This is a genomic window from Pseudomonas spirodelae, from assembly GCF_034653255.1.
GTDB lineage: Bacteria > Pseudomonadota > Gammaproteobacteria > Pseudomonadales > Pseudomonadaceae > Aquipseudomonas > Aquipseudomonas spirodelae.
Genome location: NZ_JAYEET010000058.1, coordinates 50,603 through 65,967 on the forward strand (window position 1 = coordinate 50,603; position 15,365 = coordinate 65,967).

16 protein-coding genes are annotated in these 15,365 nt (G+C 58.8%); 12 read left to right on the plus strand and 4 right to left on the minus strand.

The genetic code is table 11. The features are described 5' to 3' along the window. Positions 1-27 precede the first annotated feature (27 nt). Both purT and SOP97_RS20025 read left to right on the plus strand, forming a co-directional pair. Entirely contained in the window at positions 28-1,209 is a 1,182-nt protein-coding gene (gene purT / locus SOP97_RS20020) for a formate-dependent phosphoribosylglycinamide formyltransferase (RefSeq protein ID WP_322950581.1), read from the plus strand. Next, positions 1,206-1,946, plus strand: a complete 741-nt coding sequence (locus tag SOP97_RS20025; RefSeq protein WP_322950582.1) for an SGNH/GDSL hydrolase family protein — start codon at positions 1,206-1,208, stop codon at positions 1,944-1,946. The genes purT and SOP97_RS20025 overlap by 4 nt, the downstream gene beginning before the upstream one ends. On the opposite strand, the gene SOP97_RS20030 is transcribed toward SOP97_RS20025, so the two are convergent. Together SOP97_RS20030 and SOP97_RS20035 are read right to left on the minus strand one after the other, a co-directional pair. After that, on the minus strand, positions 1,912-3,201 hold the full coding sequence (locus SOP97_RS20030) for an HlyC/CorC family transporter (RefSeq protein ID WP_322950583.1): 1,290 nt from the start codon (positions 3,199-3,201) through the stop codon (positions 1,912-1,914). The two genes, SOP97_RS20025 and SOP97_RS20030, sit on opposite strands and share 35 nt — an antisense overlap. 10 nt (positions 3,202-3,211) lie before the next feature. After that, entirely contained in the window at positions 3,212-4,012 is an 801-nt protein-coding gene (locus tag SOP97_RS20035) for a cytochrome C assembly family protein (RefSeq protein ID WP_322950584.1), read from the minus strand. A 156-nt stretch (positions 4,013-4,168) separates the two neighbouring features. On the opposite strand from SOP97_RS20035, the gene ffh reads away from it, so the two are divergent. The 6 genes from ffh to SOP97_RS20065 all read left to right on the plus strand — a co-directional run bounded on the left by ffh (position 4,169) and on the right by SOP97_RS20065 (position 8,292). Further along, positions 4,169-5,542 (plus strand): signal recognition particle protein, encoded by a 1,374-nt coding sequence (ffh, locus tag SOP97_RS20040; RefSeq protein ID WP_322950585.1) that lies wholly within the window; start codon positions 4,169-4,171, stop codon positions 5,540-5,542. 250 nt (positions 5,543-5,792) lie between these two features. Then, positions 5,793-6,044, plus strand: coding sequence for a 30S ribosomal protein S16 (rpsP, locus tag SOP97_RS20045; protein WP_274086934.1), 252 nt, complete (start codon positions 5,793-5,795; stop codon positions 6,042-6,044). A 5-nt stretch (positions 6,045-6,049) separates the two neighbouring features. Continuing rightward, the gene (gene rimM / locus SOP97_RS20050) at positions 6,050-6,586 is read left to right on the plus strand and encodes a ribosome maturation factor RimM (protein WP_322950586.1); all 537 of its coding nucleotides are present in this window, start codon (positions 6,050-6,052) and stop codon (positions 6,584-6,586) included. 5 nt (positions 6,587-6,591) lie between these two features. Next, positions 6,592-7,344 (plus strand): tRNA (guanosine(37)-N1)-methyltransferase TrmD, encoded by a 753-nt coding sequence (trmD, locus tag SOP97_RS20055; RefSeq protein WP_322950587.1) that lies wholly within the window; start codon positions 6,592-6,594, stop codon positions 7,342-7,344. 40 nt (positions 7,345-7,384) lie between these two features. Then, entirely contained in the window at positions 7,385-7,735 is a 351-nt protein-coding gene (gene rplS / locus SOP97_RS20060; RefSeq protein ID WP_274086931.1) for a 50S ribosomal protein L19, read from the plus strand. A 152-nt stretch (positions 7,736-7,887) separates the two neighbouring features. Continuing rightward, a complete protein-coding gene (locus SOP97_RS20065) occupies positions 7,888-8,292 on the plus strand; it encodes an acyl-CoA thioesterase (protein WP_274086930.1) in 405 nt (134 codons plus the stop codon). 116 nt (positions 8,293-8,408) lie between these two features. Here SOP97_RS20065 and SOP97_RS20070 read toward each other — a convergent pair whose 3' ends face one another. Continuing rightward, the gene (locus SOP97_RS20070) at positions 8,409-10,220 is read right to left on the minus strand and encodes a cation:proton antiporter (protein ID WP_322950588.1); all 1,812 of its coding nucleotides are present in this window, start codon (positions 10,218-10,220) and stop codon (positions 8,409-8,411) included. Between the two features lie 82 nt (positions 10,221-10,302). On the opposite strand from SOP97_RS20070, the gene xerD reads away from it, so the two are divergent. The 4 genes from xerD to thrC all read left to right on the plus strand — a co-directional run bounded on the left by xerD (position 10,303) and on the right by thrC (position 14,911). After that, positions 10,303-11,199, plus strand: coding sequence for a site-specific tyrosine recombinase XerD (xerD, locus tag SOP97_RS20075; RefSeq protein WP_322950589.1), 897 nt, complete (start codon positions 10,303-10,305; stop codon positions 11,197-11,199). Between the two features lie 93 nt (positions 11,200-11,292). Further along, positions 11,293-12,018, plus strand: coding sequence for a bifunctional protein-disulfide isomerase/oxidoreductase DsbC (gene dsbC, locus SOP97_RS20080; RefSeq protein WP_322950590.1), 726 nt, complete (start codon positions 11,293-11,295; stop codon positions 12,016-12,018). Between the two features lie 111 nt (positions 12,019-12,129). Beyond that, a complete protein-coding gene (locus SOP97_RS20085) occupies positions 12,130-13,434 on the plus strand; it encodes a homoserine dehydrogenase (protein WP_322950591.1) in 1,305 nt (434 codons plus the stop codon). Positions 13,435-13,501: 67 nt separating this feature from the next. Continuing rightward, positions 13,502-14,911 (plus strand): threonine synthase, encoded by a 1,410-nt coding sequence (thrC, locus tag SOP97_RS20090; RefSeq protein ID WP_322950592.1) that lies wholly within the window; start codon positions 13,502-13,504, stop codon positions 14,909-14,911. A 67-nt stretch (positions 14,912-14,978) separates the two neighbouring features. Here thrC and SOP97_RS20095 read toward each other — a convergent pair. Beyond that, the coding region (locus SOP97_RS20095) for a hypothetical protein (RefSeq protein ID WP_322950593.1) at positions 14,979-15,365 on the minus strand (387 nt) is incomplete at its 5' end.

The window sequence follows — 15,365 nt, forward strand, 5'->3', positions numbered from 1 at the left end:
TTCTATTTGTTCGTTTGAGGATTTTCCATGCCCCGTATCGGAACCCCTTTGTCGCCGAGTGCGACCCGTGTGCTGTTGTGCGGCTCTGGTGAGCTGGGCAAGGAAGTGGCGATTGAGCTGCAGCGCTTGGGCGTTGAAGTGATTGCCGTGGATCGTTACGCCAATGCGCCAGCCATGCAGGTGGCGCACCGCAGCCATGTGATCGACATGCTCGACGGTAACGCGTTGCGTGCAGTGATCGAGCTGGAGCAGCCGCACTACATCGTGCCGGAAATTGAGGCCATTGCTACCGCGACCCTGGTTGAGCTGGAAAACGAAGGCTTCACCGTGATTCCCAGTGCTCGCGCCGCGCAGCTGACCATGAACCGCGAAGGCATTCGCCGCCTGGCCGCCGAAGAGCTGGGCTTGCCGACCTCGCCGTATCAGTTTGCCGACTCTTTCGAGCAGTGCCAGGCAGCGGTTGCGGCTATTGGCTTTCCCTGCCTGATCAAACCGATCATGAGTTCCTCCGGCAAGGGCCAGTCGGTCCTGAAGAGCATTGATGACCTGCAGCCGGCCTGGAATTACGCCCAGGCGGGTGGGCGCGCCGGCAAAGGGCGGGTGATCGTCGAGGGCTTTATCGATTTTGATTATGAAATCGCGCTACTCACTGTGCGCCACAGTGGCGGCACCACGTTCTGCGCGCCGGTCGGGCACCGTCAGGTCAAGGGTGATTACCAGGAATCCTGGCAGCCACAACCGATGAGCGCCAAGGCGCTGGCTGAGGCCGAGCGCATTGCCCTGGCGGTCACCGGCTCACTGGGTGGTCGCGGGTTGTTTGGCGTTGAGTTGTTCGTTAAAGGTGATCAGGTGTGGTTCTGCGAAATCTCTCCGCGCCCGCACGACACCGGTTTGGTCACGCTGATTTCTCAGGACCTGTCCGAGTTCGCCCTGCATGCGCGTGCCATTCTCGGCTTGCCAATCCCTGCGATTCGCCAGTTTGGCCCGTCGGCGTCTGCAGTGGTCTTGGTTGGGGGCGAGTCGCAGCAGGTCAGTTTTGGCAATTTGGCAGCCGCTCTAGCCGAGCCAGATACCGCCCTACGCTTGTTCGGCAAACCAGAAGTCAGCGGTCAGCGGCGCATGGGTGTGGCGTTGGCGCGTGATGAATCATTGTCGGCGGCGCGGGCCAAGGCTACGCGTGCGGCGCAGGCGGTTCAGGTCGAACTGTGAGCGCTTGGCGCGCCGGTGCATGGTGGCTAGGTTTTACGCTGCTGGCACCGGTGGCGCTGCCGTTGGCTGTATATACGCGGCGTAAAGCGCTGCGTTTACCGCCAGCAGCCGGATTGTCGCGTGGTGTGGCGGGCCAGGCGTTGCCGGGCGAGCCGTTGCGCCTGCTGGTGCTGGGTGAATCGACCGTTGTCGGCGTAGGGGTTGATCAGCTGCAGGCGGCGTTAGTCGGGCAGCTAGCCTCGGCGTTGGCGGCACGTGAAGGTCGGCCGGTAGCCTGGCAGGCTTGTGGCGAGAACGGTATTACCGCTGAGCAAGCGCGTGAGCGCTTACTGCCGCAAGTGCTGGATCAGTCCTTTGATCTGGCGCTGTTGGTGTTTGGTGTTAACGACACCACGCATTTGACCTCGTTGGCGCATTGGGAGGTGGCGCTCGGCAGCATGGCTGAGGCGCTGGCGGCGCGCGGAACCACGGTGGCGTTTAGTAGCGTGCCGCCGCTGCAGCATTTTACTGCGTTGCCCTGGCTGTTGCGGCGCTTGCTTGGTCTACGCGCAGGTTTGCTGGATACGCGCTTACGTCAGTTGGCGGTGAGCGTAGGGGCGAGCCATCACACGGTTGACCTGGAATTTTCTGCCGAGTACCTGGCGCGTGATGGTTATCACCCGTCAAGTCTGGGCTATCGCGTGTGGGCGCAAGGGTTGGCCGTCAGTCTTGCGCCGGCGGCCCGCTGTGCGCCTTAGGCTTGGCCTGCCAGGCGCGTACGCTTTTTACCCGGTTCTCTGAGGACTGCAGAATCTCCAGGCGGTACGGGCCAATCTTCAGGCATACGGCGCTGTCGGGGATGCTTTCCAGGGCTTCGGTTACCAGGCCGTTGAGGGTCTTGGGGCCATCGCAAGGCAGGTGCCAGTCCAGCGCCTTGTTGATTTCACGGATATAAGCGGCGCCATCGATCACCTGAGTACCGTCTTCCTGGGGGTGAATATCCGGGCTGCGCAGGGTGTCTTGATTGCTGAAGTCGCCAACGATTTCTTCGAGGATGTCTTCCAGGGTGACGATGCCGATCACGTCGCCGTATTCATCGACGACGATACCAATCCGACGCTTCTGCTTCTGAAAGTTGATCAGCTGCGTCGACAGCGGTGTGCCTTCCGGGACGAAATACGGTTCGTTGCAGGCTGCCAGTAGCGCCTCTTTGCTCAGCTCGTTGTGCGACAGCAGGCGGGCAATCTGACGCATGTGCACGATGCCTTCGATCTGGTTGATGTCCGTACGAAACACCGGCAGGCGCGTGTGCGTGGTGTTGGTCAGCAGGCTGATGATGCTTTCGAGGTCGTCATCAAGGTTGATGCCGGTGACTTCGTTGCGCGGGATCATGATGTCATCCACCGTCACCCGCTCAAGGTCAAGGATGCCGAGCAGCATGTTCTGGCGGTTTTTCGGCATGCCAACGGCGGACTCGCGCACCACGCTGCGTAGCTCTTCGGTGGACAGGCTGTCGCTGGCGCGCAGTGAAGGGTCGACGCCAAGCAAGCGCAGCAGCCCATTACTGATCGTGCTGGTCGTCCAGACCACCGGGTAAAGCAGGCGCTGCAGCAACTGCAGCACGCGGCTGGCGGGAAACGCCACCAGCTCTGGGCGCAGGGCAGCCAATGTTTTGGGAGTGATTTCACCAAAAATCAGCACCACGATGGTCAGACCGGCAGTGGCAATCGCGATCCCGGCTTCGCCCCACATGTCGACGGCCAATACCGTGGCGATGGAGGCGGCGAGAATATTGACCACATTGTTGCCAACCAGAATGGTGCCGAGCAGGCGATCTGGACGGCTTAGTAGGGCAGTCACGCGCTTGGCACCTTTATGCCCTTCCTTGGCCATGTGCTTGAGGCGATAGCGATTGAGGCTGAGCATGCCGGTCTCCGAACTGGAGAAGAATGCCGAGCAAAGAATCAAAAAAATCAGCAGCCCAAGCAGGTAGCTGGATTGAAGGTCGTCCACGGAAGGGGTCTCAGATGTGCAGGATAAATTCGCGAACCAGCTTGCTGCCAAAATAGGCCAGCATCAGCAGGCAGAAGCCCGCCAGGGTCCAGCGAATGGCTTTATGGCCACGCCAGCCGAGTTGGTGGCGGCCCCACAGGAGTACGGCAAAGACCACCCAGGCAAAGCACGAGAGGATGGTTTTGTGCACTAGGTGCTGAGCAAACAGGTCGCTGATAAACAGTGCGCCAGACAGCAGCGAGAGTGACAGTAACGCCCAGCCAGCCCAGAGGAAGCTGAATAGCAGGCTTTCCATGGTTTGCAGCGGAGGGAAGTTTTTGATCAGTCCGGAGGGGTGTTTGTGCTTGAGTTGGTGATCTTGCAAGAGCAGCAGCAGTGACTGGAACACCGCAATGGTGAGCATGCCATAGGCGGTAATCGACAAAAGGATGTGGGCAATTATACCCGGCGCCTCGTTGATAGCCTGGGTGGTGCCGCTGGGCATGAACTGGGCGAGCAAGACGGTGATCACCCCCAGTGGGAATAGCAGCAGTAGCAGGTTTTCCACCGGTATACGCGCGCAGGCCAACAGGGTCAGCAGAATAACGGCGGCGGCAATCAGGCTGGCGGCCTTAAAGAAGTCCAGCGACAAGCCGCTGGCATCAAACATCTGCAGAAACAGGCTGCTGCCGTGCAGAAGCAAAGCCAATGTGCCGAGTGCAATCAGCAGGCGCTTGTTGGATGTGCTGCGCTGTTGCAGGCGCAGGCCTTGATAGAGTGCGGCGCCGGCGTAGAGGCAGGCAGCAGCGAGGCTGGGTAGCAGTGGGTGCATAAATCCTTGTCAAGCAAACCCGAAAGGCGGCCAGTGTGGCATACATCCTGTGCGCCACGAAAGCGTCTGGCGGTGTCGGTGCTCTGCAGTCTTCGCTATAATCCGCGACCTGTTGCAAGCCCACCCTCGGTTCGCTTGAGCCTGAAAGGAACGCGCATGTTCGAAAATCTGACTGACCGCCTCTCGCAGACCCTGCGAAATGTCACTGGCAAAGCCAAGCTGAGCGAAGACAACATCAAGGACACCCTGCGTGAAGTGCGCATGGCCTTGCTTGAGGCTGACGTTGCCTTGCCAGTGGTTAAGGACTTCGTCAATAAGGTCAAAGATCGCGCGGTCGGCACCGAAGTGTCGAAAAGCCTGAGCCCGGGTCAAGCGTTCGTGAAGATCGTCCGCGCCGAGCTCGAAGAGCTGATGGGCGCCGCCAACGAAGACTTGGCGCTGAATGCCGTTCCGCCTGCTGTCGTGCTGATGGCGGGTCTACAGGGTGCGGGTAAGACCACCACGGTCGGCAAGTTGGCGCGCTTCCTTAAAGAGCGCAAGAAAAAGACCGTGCTAGTGGTGTCGGCGGACGTGTACCGCCCGGCGGCGATCAAGCAGCTGGAAACCCTGGCTCACGATATTGGTGTGACCTTCTTCCCCTCCGACCTCAGTCAGAAGCCGGTGGATATCGCCGAGGCGGCGATCAAGGAAGCCAAGCTCAAGTTTATTGATGTGGTGATCGTCGATACCGCCGGTCGTCTGGCTATTGATGCCGAGATGATGGCGGAGATCCAGGCGCTGCACGCGGCGATTAATCCGGTTGAAACCCTGTTCGTGGTCGATGCCATGACCGGTCAGGACGCCGCTAATACCGCCAAGGCCTTCAATGATGCGCTGCCGTTAACCGGCGTAGTGCTGACCAAGGTCGACGGTGATGCCCGCGGCGGTGCGGCGTTGTCTGTTCGGCACATCACCGGTAAGCCGATCAAGTTCATCGGTATGGGTGAGAAAACCGAGGCGCTGGAGCCTTTCCATCCAGACCGTATTGCTTCGCGCATCCTCGGTATGGGCGATGTGCTCAGTTTGATCGAGCAGGCCGAGCAAACCCTGGACCGCGAAAAAGCCGACAAGCTCACCAAGAAGCTGAAGAAGGGTAAGGGCTTCGACCTCGAAGACTTCCGTGATCAGCTGCAGCAAATGAAGAATATGGGCGGTCTGGGTGGATTGATGGACAAGCTGCCACAGATGGGCGGTGTCAATCTGGCGCAAATGGGTAATGCCCAGGGCGCGGCTGAGAAACAGTTCAAGCAAATGGAGGCGATCATTAACTCTATGACGCCTCAAGAGCGCCGTGATCCTGATGTGATCAGTGGTTCGCGCAAGCGCCGCATTGCCATGGGCTCCGGCACTCAAGTGCAGGACATCGGGCGCTTGATCAAGCAGCACAAGCAAATGCAGAAGATGATGAAGAAATTCACTGCCAAAGGCGGTATGGCCAAGATGATGCGTGGCATGGGCGGGATGATGCCAGGCGGTATGCCGAAAATGTAAGGAATCCGCGTCGGCAGCAATGTCGGCGCAGTCCCCGCTGAAGGCGGGGATATACAGTAAACCCGCCTTTTGCGGGAGCTGGCTGGCCGGTTTGGATAGCGGCCTCTAGCAAATCTAGATTGCACAAGCCTAGGCGCCTGAAAAAGCCATTTGCAAAAGTCCGGATATTCCTTAGAATATGCGGCCTTTCGGGCACCTATGCCCGCTGTGCATTTAGATTTGCAGCACCGACTACAGGAACTATGTTCACATGCTAACCATTCGTCTTGCCCTTGGCGGCTCCAAAAAGCGCCCGTTCTACAAGATTAACGTGACCGACAGCCGCAACCCACGCGACGGCGCGCACAAAGAAGAGATCGGTTTCTTCAACCCGATCGCTCGTGGTCAGGAAGTTCGCCTGTCCGTGAAGCAAGATCGCCTGGCCCATTGGCTGAGCGTTGGTGCGCAGCCTTCTGATCGTGTTGCCCAGTTGTTGAAGGACGCTGCTAAGGCTGCGGCCTGAGCAATATGAGCGCGACGCCTGCTGCTACCGATGATTTGATTGTTATCGGCAAGATTTACTCTGTACATGGCGTTCGCGGTGAAGTGAAGGTGTATTCCTTTACGGATCCTGTTGCAAACCTGTTGCAGTACAAGTCCTGGACGCTTAGGCGCGAAGGCAGTGTCAAACAGGTCGAGCTGGTCAGCGGGCGCGGGAATGACAAGTTCCTGGTCGCGAAGCTCAAGGGTCTTGATGATCGTGAAGAAGCGCGTCTTCTCTCCGGTTATGAGATCTGCGTGCCGCGCAACCTGTTCCCTGAGCTAACTGCCGGTGAGTACTACTGGTACCAGTTGGAAGGTCTCAAGGTTATCGATCAAGCAGGGCAATTGCTCGGCAAGGTTGATCACTTGTTAGAAACCGGAGCCAACGATGTGATGGTGGTTAAACCCTGCACCGACAGCCTGGATGGTCGCGAGCGCCTATTGCCCTATACCGAGCAATGCGTGCTGTCGATTGACCTGAGTGCTGGCGAAATGCGGGTCGACTGGGATGCGGACTTTTAAGCCTGATGCCTAATCTGCGCGTTGAAGTCATTACGCTGTTCCCGGAAATGTTTACCGCTATCAGCGATTACGGCATTACCAGCCGTGCGGTGAAACAGGGGTTGTTGCAACTGACCTGTTGGAACCCGCGAAGCTACACCACTGACCGTCACCACACTGTGGATGATCGGCCCTTTGGTGGTGGCCCTGGCATGGTGATGAAGATCAAGCCGCTTGAGGATGCTTTGCTCGATGCCAAGCACGCCGCAGGTGAAAAAGCGAAGGTGATTTACCTCTCGCCGCAAGGTCGCCAGCTGACGCAGTCAGCAGTACGCGAACTGGCAAACGTTGAGGCGTTAATCCTCATCGCAGGTCGCTACGAAGGCATTGATGAGCGCTTTATTGAGGCGCATGTCGATGAAGAATGGTCGATTGGGGACTACGTCCTATCCGGCGGTGAGCTGCCGGCCATGGTGCTGATCGATGCGGTAACGCGCCTTTTGCCTGGTGCATTGGGTCATGCAAGTTCGGCCGAGGAGGACTCCTTTACGGATGGTCTACTCGACTGCCCGCACTACACTCGCCCGGAGGTGTATGCGGATAAACGTGTTCCTGATGTATTGCTGAGTGGCAATCATGAGCACATCCGGCGTTGGCGTTTGCAGCAGTCCCTTGGTCGGACGCACGAACGCCGCGCTGATCTTCTGGAAAGCCGCTCGCTTTCTGGAGAAGAGAAGAAGCTGCTGGAGGAATACGTCCGCCAGCGGGACGATAGTTAATGTATCGATGACCGGCCAAGGCCAGTCTTAGGAGCGCAGCATGACCAACAAGATTATTCAGCAGATCGAAGCTGAGCAGATGGGCAAAGTAATCCCTCCTTTTGCACCGGGCGACACCATTGTCGTTCAGGTAAAAGTAAAGGAAGGCGACCGTCAGCGTCTGCAGGCGTTTGAAGGCGTTGTTATCGCCAAGCGTAACCGTGGTCTGAACAGTGCTTTCACTGTTCGTAAAATCTCCAACGGTGTTGGTGTAGAGCGTACTTTCCAGACTTACAGCCCACTGGTTGATAGCCTGGCTGTTAAGCGTCGCGGTGACGTGCGTAAAGCCAAGCTTTACTACCTCCGTGATCTGTCCGGTAAAGCAGCGCGCATCAAGGAAAAACTGGGCTAAGCCTCAGTTTTCCAAAAAAAGCAGCCTTCGGGCTGCTTTTTTCGTTTATGGCGCTGCTGCGCAGTGAGACGTGCAGGCAAGATGTTCGCGCAATGCTTGAGCGAGCTCGCCGCGCAGTGGCGGCGCATTGGGTTTGATCAGGTAGTCGTGGCATGAGTCCAAGAGAGCAAGAAATACAGCGGCGTACAGTACTTTCGGAAACACGCGTAACCAAGGCGGTGTTCCCGCCGACGACTAATCATCACAACACCCTGTTTGGCGGTACGGCATTGGCCTGGATGGATGAGGTGTCGTTTATCGCGGCTACGCGTTTTTGCCGCTTGCCGTTGGTGACGGTCTCGTCAGATCGGATCGACTTTAAGCATGCGATTCCAGCGGGCTCAATTGTCGAGCTGATTGGTCGGGTCATCGCGGTGGGTAACACCAGCCTTAAGGTTGAGGTTGAGGTGTTTGTCGAGAGCATGAGCAGCGATGCCCGCGAGCGAGCAATCACCGGTGTGTTCAGTTTTGTGGCAATTGACGAGCAGAAGAAGCCCGTGCCGGTATTGGTGCTTTAGCACCTTAGGCCGCTTACTCGCGCTGTGCCGGTTGGCTACCCAGCGCGCTTAGCGTTGGCGGTGTTTAGGCGCTGAGGCTCTCGCAAGCCTCAGCGCCTACCTGAGTGGCGACTCGCCTACCGGGAAGCCTCTTGTTCCTCATCAATCAGTGCAACTAGGGTCCAATCCGGCCCGGGCACGATCTCAAGGGGGTGGGTGGCGACATGTATCCAGCCGCTGGGGTCGCAAGCAAGCAGGATTACGGCTCGCTCGCCATGCAGGCTCTGGTAGGCCGGCCAATCAAAGGTGCTGGTGAGGGTCGTGGTACGCACCTCGGCGCCTTTGCTGAGGCGGCTGGCGAACTGCGGAAAACTCAGTGGCTGACTGCCCAGGGGACGGCCGCGCACGGCGTCGCGGCTGCGGTGTTTATCGCTGCGCCGACTTTCTGTGCCGCTGGGCAAGGTAAAGCGGCGCTTCGCGGCAAAATCGTGGCGAAAGTGCATGCAAGCTAGCGCGTTCAGTTCGCTGGAGGGTGACAGTGCCAGCAGGTGGCCGAGGCCGACTAGATCCAGGTGGGCTTCGGCATGCTGTGAGGTGGGGTTGCCAAAGTAAGTGGGGAGTTTCTTCATCCGCGCTGTACTGATGTTCTCCCAGCTGGAGTCGCACAGCAGCACGCGATTGCCGAGGCCTTGCAGCGCTGTAGCGATTGCGCGGGCCACGGGGTTGGCGCCGACGATTAGAAAGCCAGTGGGTGCCGGCTCTGCGACTTTCAGCAGCTTAGCCAGTGGCCGTGCCGTGGCGCTTTGCAGTACAACCGTGCCGATGATCACGGCAAAGGTCAGTGGTACCAGCAGTTCTGCGCCTTCGTAGCCCAGCTCGCCGAGGCGGATGGCGAAGATGGCCGATACAGCTGCAGCGACAATCCCGCGTGGCGAAATCCAGGCCAGCAGTGCGCGCTCGCGCCAGTTAAGGCTGGAGCCGAAGGTCGACAGCGCGACATTCAGCGGGCGTGCGACAAACTGAATGATCAGCAGCAATACCAATACCGCAGGGCCGAGGGCGAGCAGGGCATTCAGGTCGAGTCGTGCGGCCAGCAGAATGAATAAACCGGAAATCAGCAGGACGCTCAGGTTTTCCTTGAAGTGCAGGATATGCCGCACGTCGACGCCCTTCATATTGGCCAGCCACATGCCCATCAGGGTTACCGCGAGCAGGCCAGACTCATGCATGACTTCGTTGGCGGCGATGAATGCCCCCAGTACCGTGGCTAAGACCGCCAGGTTATGCAGGTAATCCGGCAGCCATTGGCGCTTTAAGACGGTACCGAGCGCCCAGCCAGCAGCAATCCCGAACAGGCTGCCGCAGGCGATAACGCCAGCGAAGGTGAGCAGGCCGGTGTGCCAGCCATTACCCTCGCTGCTGGAAATAATAAAGCTGTACACCACAACGGCGAGCAATGCGCCAATCGGGTCGATCACGATGCCTTCCCAGCGCAGGATGTTGGCAATCGAGGCTTTAGGGCGTACGACGCGCAGCATTGGTACGATCACGGTTGGTCCGGTGACCAGGGTCAAGGTGCCGAACAGCAGGGCCATCTCCCAGCTAAAGCCGAGCAGGTAATGCGTGCTGGCGGCGATCACGGCCCAGGTGGCCAGTGCACCAATCGTCACCATGCGCCGGACCACGCTACCAATCTCGCGCCACTCCGATAAATGCAGGGTTAGGCTGCCCTCGAATAGAATCAGCGCCACGGCCATCGATACCAGTGGGAACAGCAAATCGCCGAACAGGGCTTGTGGGTCAAGCCAGCCGAAGATTGGGCCGGCCAGGATGCCGGCGATCAGCAGAAATAAAATGGCCGGCAGGCGTAAACGCCATGCCAGCCACTGGCAGGCGAGGGCGCTGGCACCGATGGCGGCGAAGGCCATGAGCATATGTTGTTCGTTCATCAAGGGTCCTTGCGATTGGATACCTGGCCCTGCGTGGCCAAGCTGTGGAAGACTAACCCTCTTTCTATCGTAATAGTTCTACATGCCTGCCATCGACCATCCCTTGATTGACCGTTTTGTTGAGTCCCTATGGCTGGAAAAGGGGCTATCGGCGCATACCCGCTCGGCTTACCGCAGTGATCTGGCGTTGTTTCATGGCTGGTTGCAGGTGCGTGATGTGCAGCTGGCGGATGTCGGGCGTGAGCTGATTCTCGATCACCTGGCCTGGCGCTTAAATGAAGGTTACAAGGCGCGTTCTACCGCCCGGCTGTTGTCAGGGTTGCGTGGCTTCTATCGGTTTCTTGTACGTGAGCAGTTGATCGGTCGTGATCCGACCCTGCAGGTGGATATGCCGCAGCTGGGGCGGCCGCTGCCCAAGTCGTTGTCCGAGGCAGATGTTGAGGCTTTACTGGCAGCGCCGGAGCTGGACGCCCCCATCGGTCTGCGTGATCGCGCCATGCTGGAAGTGCTGTATGCCTGCGGCCTACGCGTCAGTGAGTTGATTGGTTTGACTCTGGAGCAGGTCAATTTGCGTCAGGGCGTGCTGCGGGTGTTTGGTAAAGGCAGCAAGGAGCGACTGGTGCCGCTGGGTGAAGAGGCGATTGTCTGGATTGAACGGTATAGCAAGGAGGCGCGGCCGTTTCTGCTGGATGGCAAGCCCAGTGATGTGCTGTTTCCCAGTCTGCGTGGCGAGCAAATGACGCGGCAGACGTTCTGGCACCGCATCAAGCACCAGGCCAAGGTTGCGGGGATTGCCAAGAGCCTGTCGCCGCATACCCTGCGCCATGCCTTTGCCACGCATTTGCTTAACCACGGCGCGGATCTGCGCGTGGTGCAGATGCTCTTGGGGCATAGCGATTTGTCGACCACCCAGATATACACCCACGTCGCCCGTGCACGCTTGCAGGAGTTGCATGCGCAGCACCATCCGCGTGGCTGAGCGCGCCGTCTGGCCTGCTGTGGTCGGTCTGTGTGGGCTTCTATGGTAGGCTGCGCGCATCCCTCGTTAGATGGTTTTTTGCCAGGAGTTTGTATGCGTTTTAACCGCATTGTTGTGGCGTTGGCTCTGGGGCTGATTAGCGGCGTGGGTGTTGCTGCCGACGCCGATCAGGCCATCCGCAATAGCCTCAAGGCTATCGATCCGGCTCTGCCGATTGAAGCCATTGCCGAAAGCCCTATGCCTGGTGTTTATCAGGTCGAGCTGGCCGGTGGTCGGCAGTTGTACACCAGTGCCGATGGCCAGTTCCTGTTGCAGGGGTATCTGTTTCAGGTCAAAGATGGCAAACCGGTGAACCTGACTGAAGCGGCCGAGAGCCGTGGTGTGGTCAAGCTTATGGAGGCCATTCCAGCGTCAGAAATGGTGGTGTTCGCGCCCAAGCAGCCGAAAACCCATATCACCGTATTCACCGATACCGATTGTGGCTATTGCCAGAAACTGCACAGCGAAGTACCTGAGCTGAATCGTTTGGGTATTGAGGTGCGTTACCTGGCCTTCCCGCGCCAGGGGCTGCAAAGCGCAGCGGCCAAAGAGTTGTCGAATGTCTGGTGTGCCAAAGACCGCCAGGCGGCCATGAACCGAGCGAAAAGCCGCCAGGGCGTGGATGATGCGCAATGCGACAGCCCGATTGCCAAGCAATACGCGCTGGGGCAAATGATCGGTGTCAGTGGTACGCCGGCCATCGTCTTGGCCAATGGCAAGATCATTCCCGGCTACCAGCCGGCGCCGCAGTTGGCGAAAATCGCTCTCGAGTCCAAGTGATCTGAGCCTTGTCGCTGATTGACTAATAAACAGCCGCTTCGTATGGTGCGGCTCTTTTTCTAAGACCGGGCTTGCTCCGGTCGTTTTACGCATGCAGATGGGGAGTTCAGTGTGAAACCGGTGAAAGTAGGCATCTGTGGGCTAGGTACCGTCGGTGGCGGTACCTTGAATGTACTCAAGCGTAATGCCGAGGAAATTACCCGGCGCGCAGGGCGCGGTATCGAAGTCGCCCAGATCGCCATTCGTTCGCCCAAGCCGCAGTACGATACGACCGGTATTAGCATGACCAGCGATGTATTCGAGCTGGTGAACAACCCTGAGATTGATATCGTTATCGAGCTGATCGGCGGTTACACCCTGGCCAAGGAGCTGGTGCTCAAGGCCATCGACAACGGTAAGCATGTGGTCACGGCCAACAAGGCGCTGATCGCCGTGCATGGCAATGAGATCTTCGCCCGTGCCCGCGAGAAGGGCGTGATCGTCGCTTTCGAAGCGGCTGTGGCTGGCGGTATTCCGGTGATCAAAGCGATCCGTGAAGGCCTGGCGGCTAACCGCATCAACTGGGTTGCCGGGATCATTAACGGCACCGGTAACTTTATCCTCAGCGAAATGCGCGAAAAGGGCCGTACCTTCCCGGACGTGCTGGCTGAGGCACAGGTTTTGGGTTACGCCGAAGCTGACCCAACCTTCGACGTTGAAGGCATCGATGCGGCGCATAAGCTGACCATTCTCGCCTCGATTGCCTTTGGTATTCCGCTGCAGTTCGACAAAGCCTACACCGAAGGCATCACCCAGCTGACCACTGCGGACGTGAACTACGCCGAGGCGCTGGGCTACCGCATCAAGCACCTGGGTATGGCGCGCCGTACCGAGGCCGGTATCGAGTTGCGCGTGCACCCGACACTGATTCCGGCTGACCGCCTGATTGCCAACGTCAATGGCGTGATGAATGCCGTGATGGTCAATGGTGATGCGGTCGGCAGCACCCTGTATTACGGTGCTGGCGCCGGCATGGAGCCGACGGCTTCATCGGTCATCGCCGATCTGGTTGATGTGGTTCGCGCGCTGACGGCTGATCCGACCAACCGCGTACCGCACTTGGCGTTCCAGCCCGACTCGCTGTCCGATCACCCGATTCTGCCGATCGAAGCCAGTGAAAGCGCCTATTACCTGCGCATTCAGGCTAAGGATCATCCGGGCGTATTGGCTCAGGTGGCGAGCATCCTGTCGGCACGCGGGATCAACATCGAGTCGATCATGCAGAAGGAAGTCGAGGAGCAAGACGGCCTGGTGCCGATGATCCTAGTCACCCACCGCGTGGTCGAAGCACAAATCAACGAGGCGATCAGTGCCCTTGAGGCGCTTGAAGATGTGGTCGGCAGTGTTGTGCGTATCCGCGTCGAGCAGTTGAACTAATCCGCCTCTGGCCGCAGGTGCAGCAGGCAGCTGCGGCTCTTAAAGATTCAACCGAAGGTTTGTTCCTATGCGCTATATCAGTACCCGTGGCCAGGCACCGGCCCTGAATTTTGAAGACGTGCTGCTGGCTGGTCTGGCCAGCGACGGCGGCCTGTATGTTCCGGAAAACCTGCCGCGCTTCACTCAGGAAGAAATCGCTTCTTGGGCTGGCCTGCCGTACCACGAGCTGGCCTTCCGTGTGATGCGCCCGTTCGTCACCGGCAGCATTCCGGATGCTGACTTCAAAAAGATCCTCGAAGAAACCTACGGTGTATTCGCCCATAGCGCCGTGGCGCCGCTGCGTCAGCTGAACGGCAACGAGTGGGTGCTGGAGCTGTTTCACGGCCCGACCCTGGCCTTCAAGGACTTCGCTCTGCAACTGCTCGGCCGTTTGCTCGACTACGTGCTGGCCAAGCGCAACGAGCGTGTGGTGATCATGGGGGCGACCTCCGGTGATACCGGTTCGGCCGCCATCGAGGGCTGCAAGGCCTGCGATAACGTCGACATCTTTATCATGCACCCACACAACCGTGTGTCTGAGGTGCAGCGCCGGCAGATGACCACCATCCTCGGTGACAACATCCATAACATCGCCATCGAAGGCAATTTCGATGACTGCCAGGAAATGGTCAAGGACAGCTTCGCTGACCAGAGTTTCCTCAAGGGCACCCGTTTGGTCGCGGTTAACTCGATCAACTGGGCGCGGATCATGGCTCAGATCGTTTACTACTTCCATGCAGCCCTGCAGCTGGGCGGTCCAGCGCGCTCCATCGCGTTCTCGGTGCCGACCGGCAACTTCGGTGACATCTTCGCCGGCTACCTGGCGCGCAACATGGGTCTGCCGATCAGCCAGCTGATCGTTGCGACCAATCGCAACGACATCTTGCACCGCTTTATGAGTGGCAATCAGTATGTGAAGGACACTCTGCATCCGACGCTGTCGCCGTCCATGGACATCATGGTTTCGTCGAATTTCGAGCGGTTGCTGTTCGACCTGCACGGCCGCAACGGTGCGGCGATTGCTGAGTTGATGGCGAACTTCAAGAAGGGCGGCGGTTTCAGCGTCGACCAGGATCGCTGGACCGAGGCGCGCAAACTGTTTGACTCCCTGGCCGTGGATGACGCACAGACGTGCGAGACCATCACTGAGGTGTTTAACCAGTGCGGCGAACTGCTTGATCCACACACCGCGATTGGCGTGCGTGCGGCCCGTGAGTGCCGCCGCAGCTTGGCCACGCCGATGGTGATCCTTGGTACGGCGCATCCGGTCAAATTCCCCGAGGCGGTGGAAAAAGCCGGCGTCGGCCAGGCACCTGAGCTACCTGCGCACTTGGCGGATCTGTTCGAGCGTGATGAGCGCTGCACGGTACTGGCCAATGACCTGAAAACCGTACAAAACTTTGTGGCGCAGCACGGCAATCGCGGCAAGCCGCTGTAAGCCTGTAGTGAGTTGAAAAGCCGGCCCCCGCCAAGGGGCCGGTTTTTTTATGCCGCTAGGTTTAGCCTCAGTCGCCGAGGTGCAGGCTGTGCTGGATGCGCAGCGTGCTGAATAGCTGGCGCGCGCGGTAGTGGCCGTACTGCAGGGTATTAACCTTGAGCGAGCGTGGGCTGAACTCACTCAGCGCATCTAGACGCTGACGAATCAATGCGGCATCAGCGCTCCGCTGATACAGGCCCAGGGTGATATGGGCGTGGTAGGGGCTTTGGCGAACTTCACGAGTGTGCTCACCGAGGCATTCGCGCCATGCCAGTAATTGCCCTGTTGGGTCGTCGATCGGCAGAAAAGCCGCGCTGGCAAAACTGTCGGGTTGGCCAATCGATAAGCTCAAAGCGTGACGCGGTTGTTGGCCTAGTGCCTTGAGTTGTCGCTGTAACTGCGACTTGCTGAAATC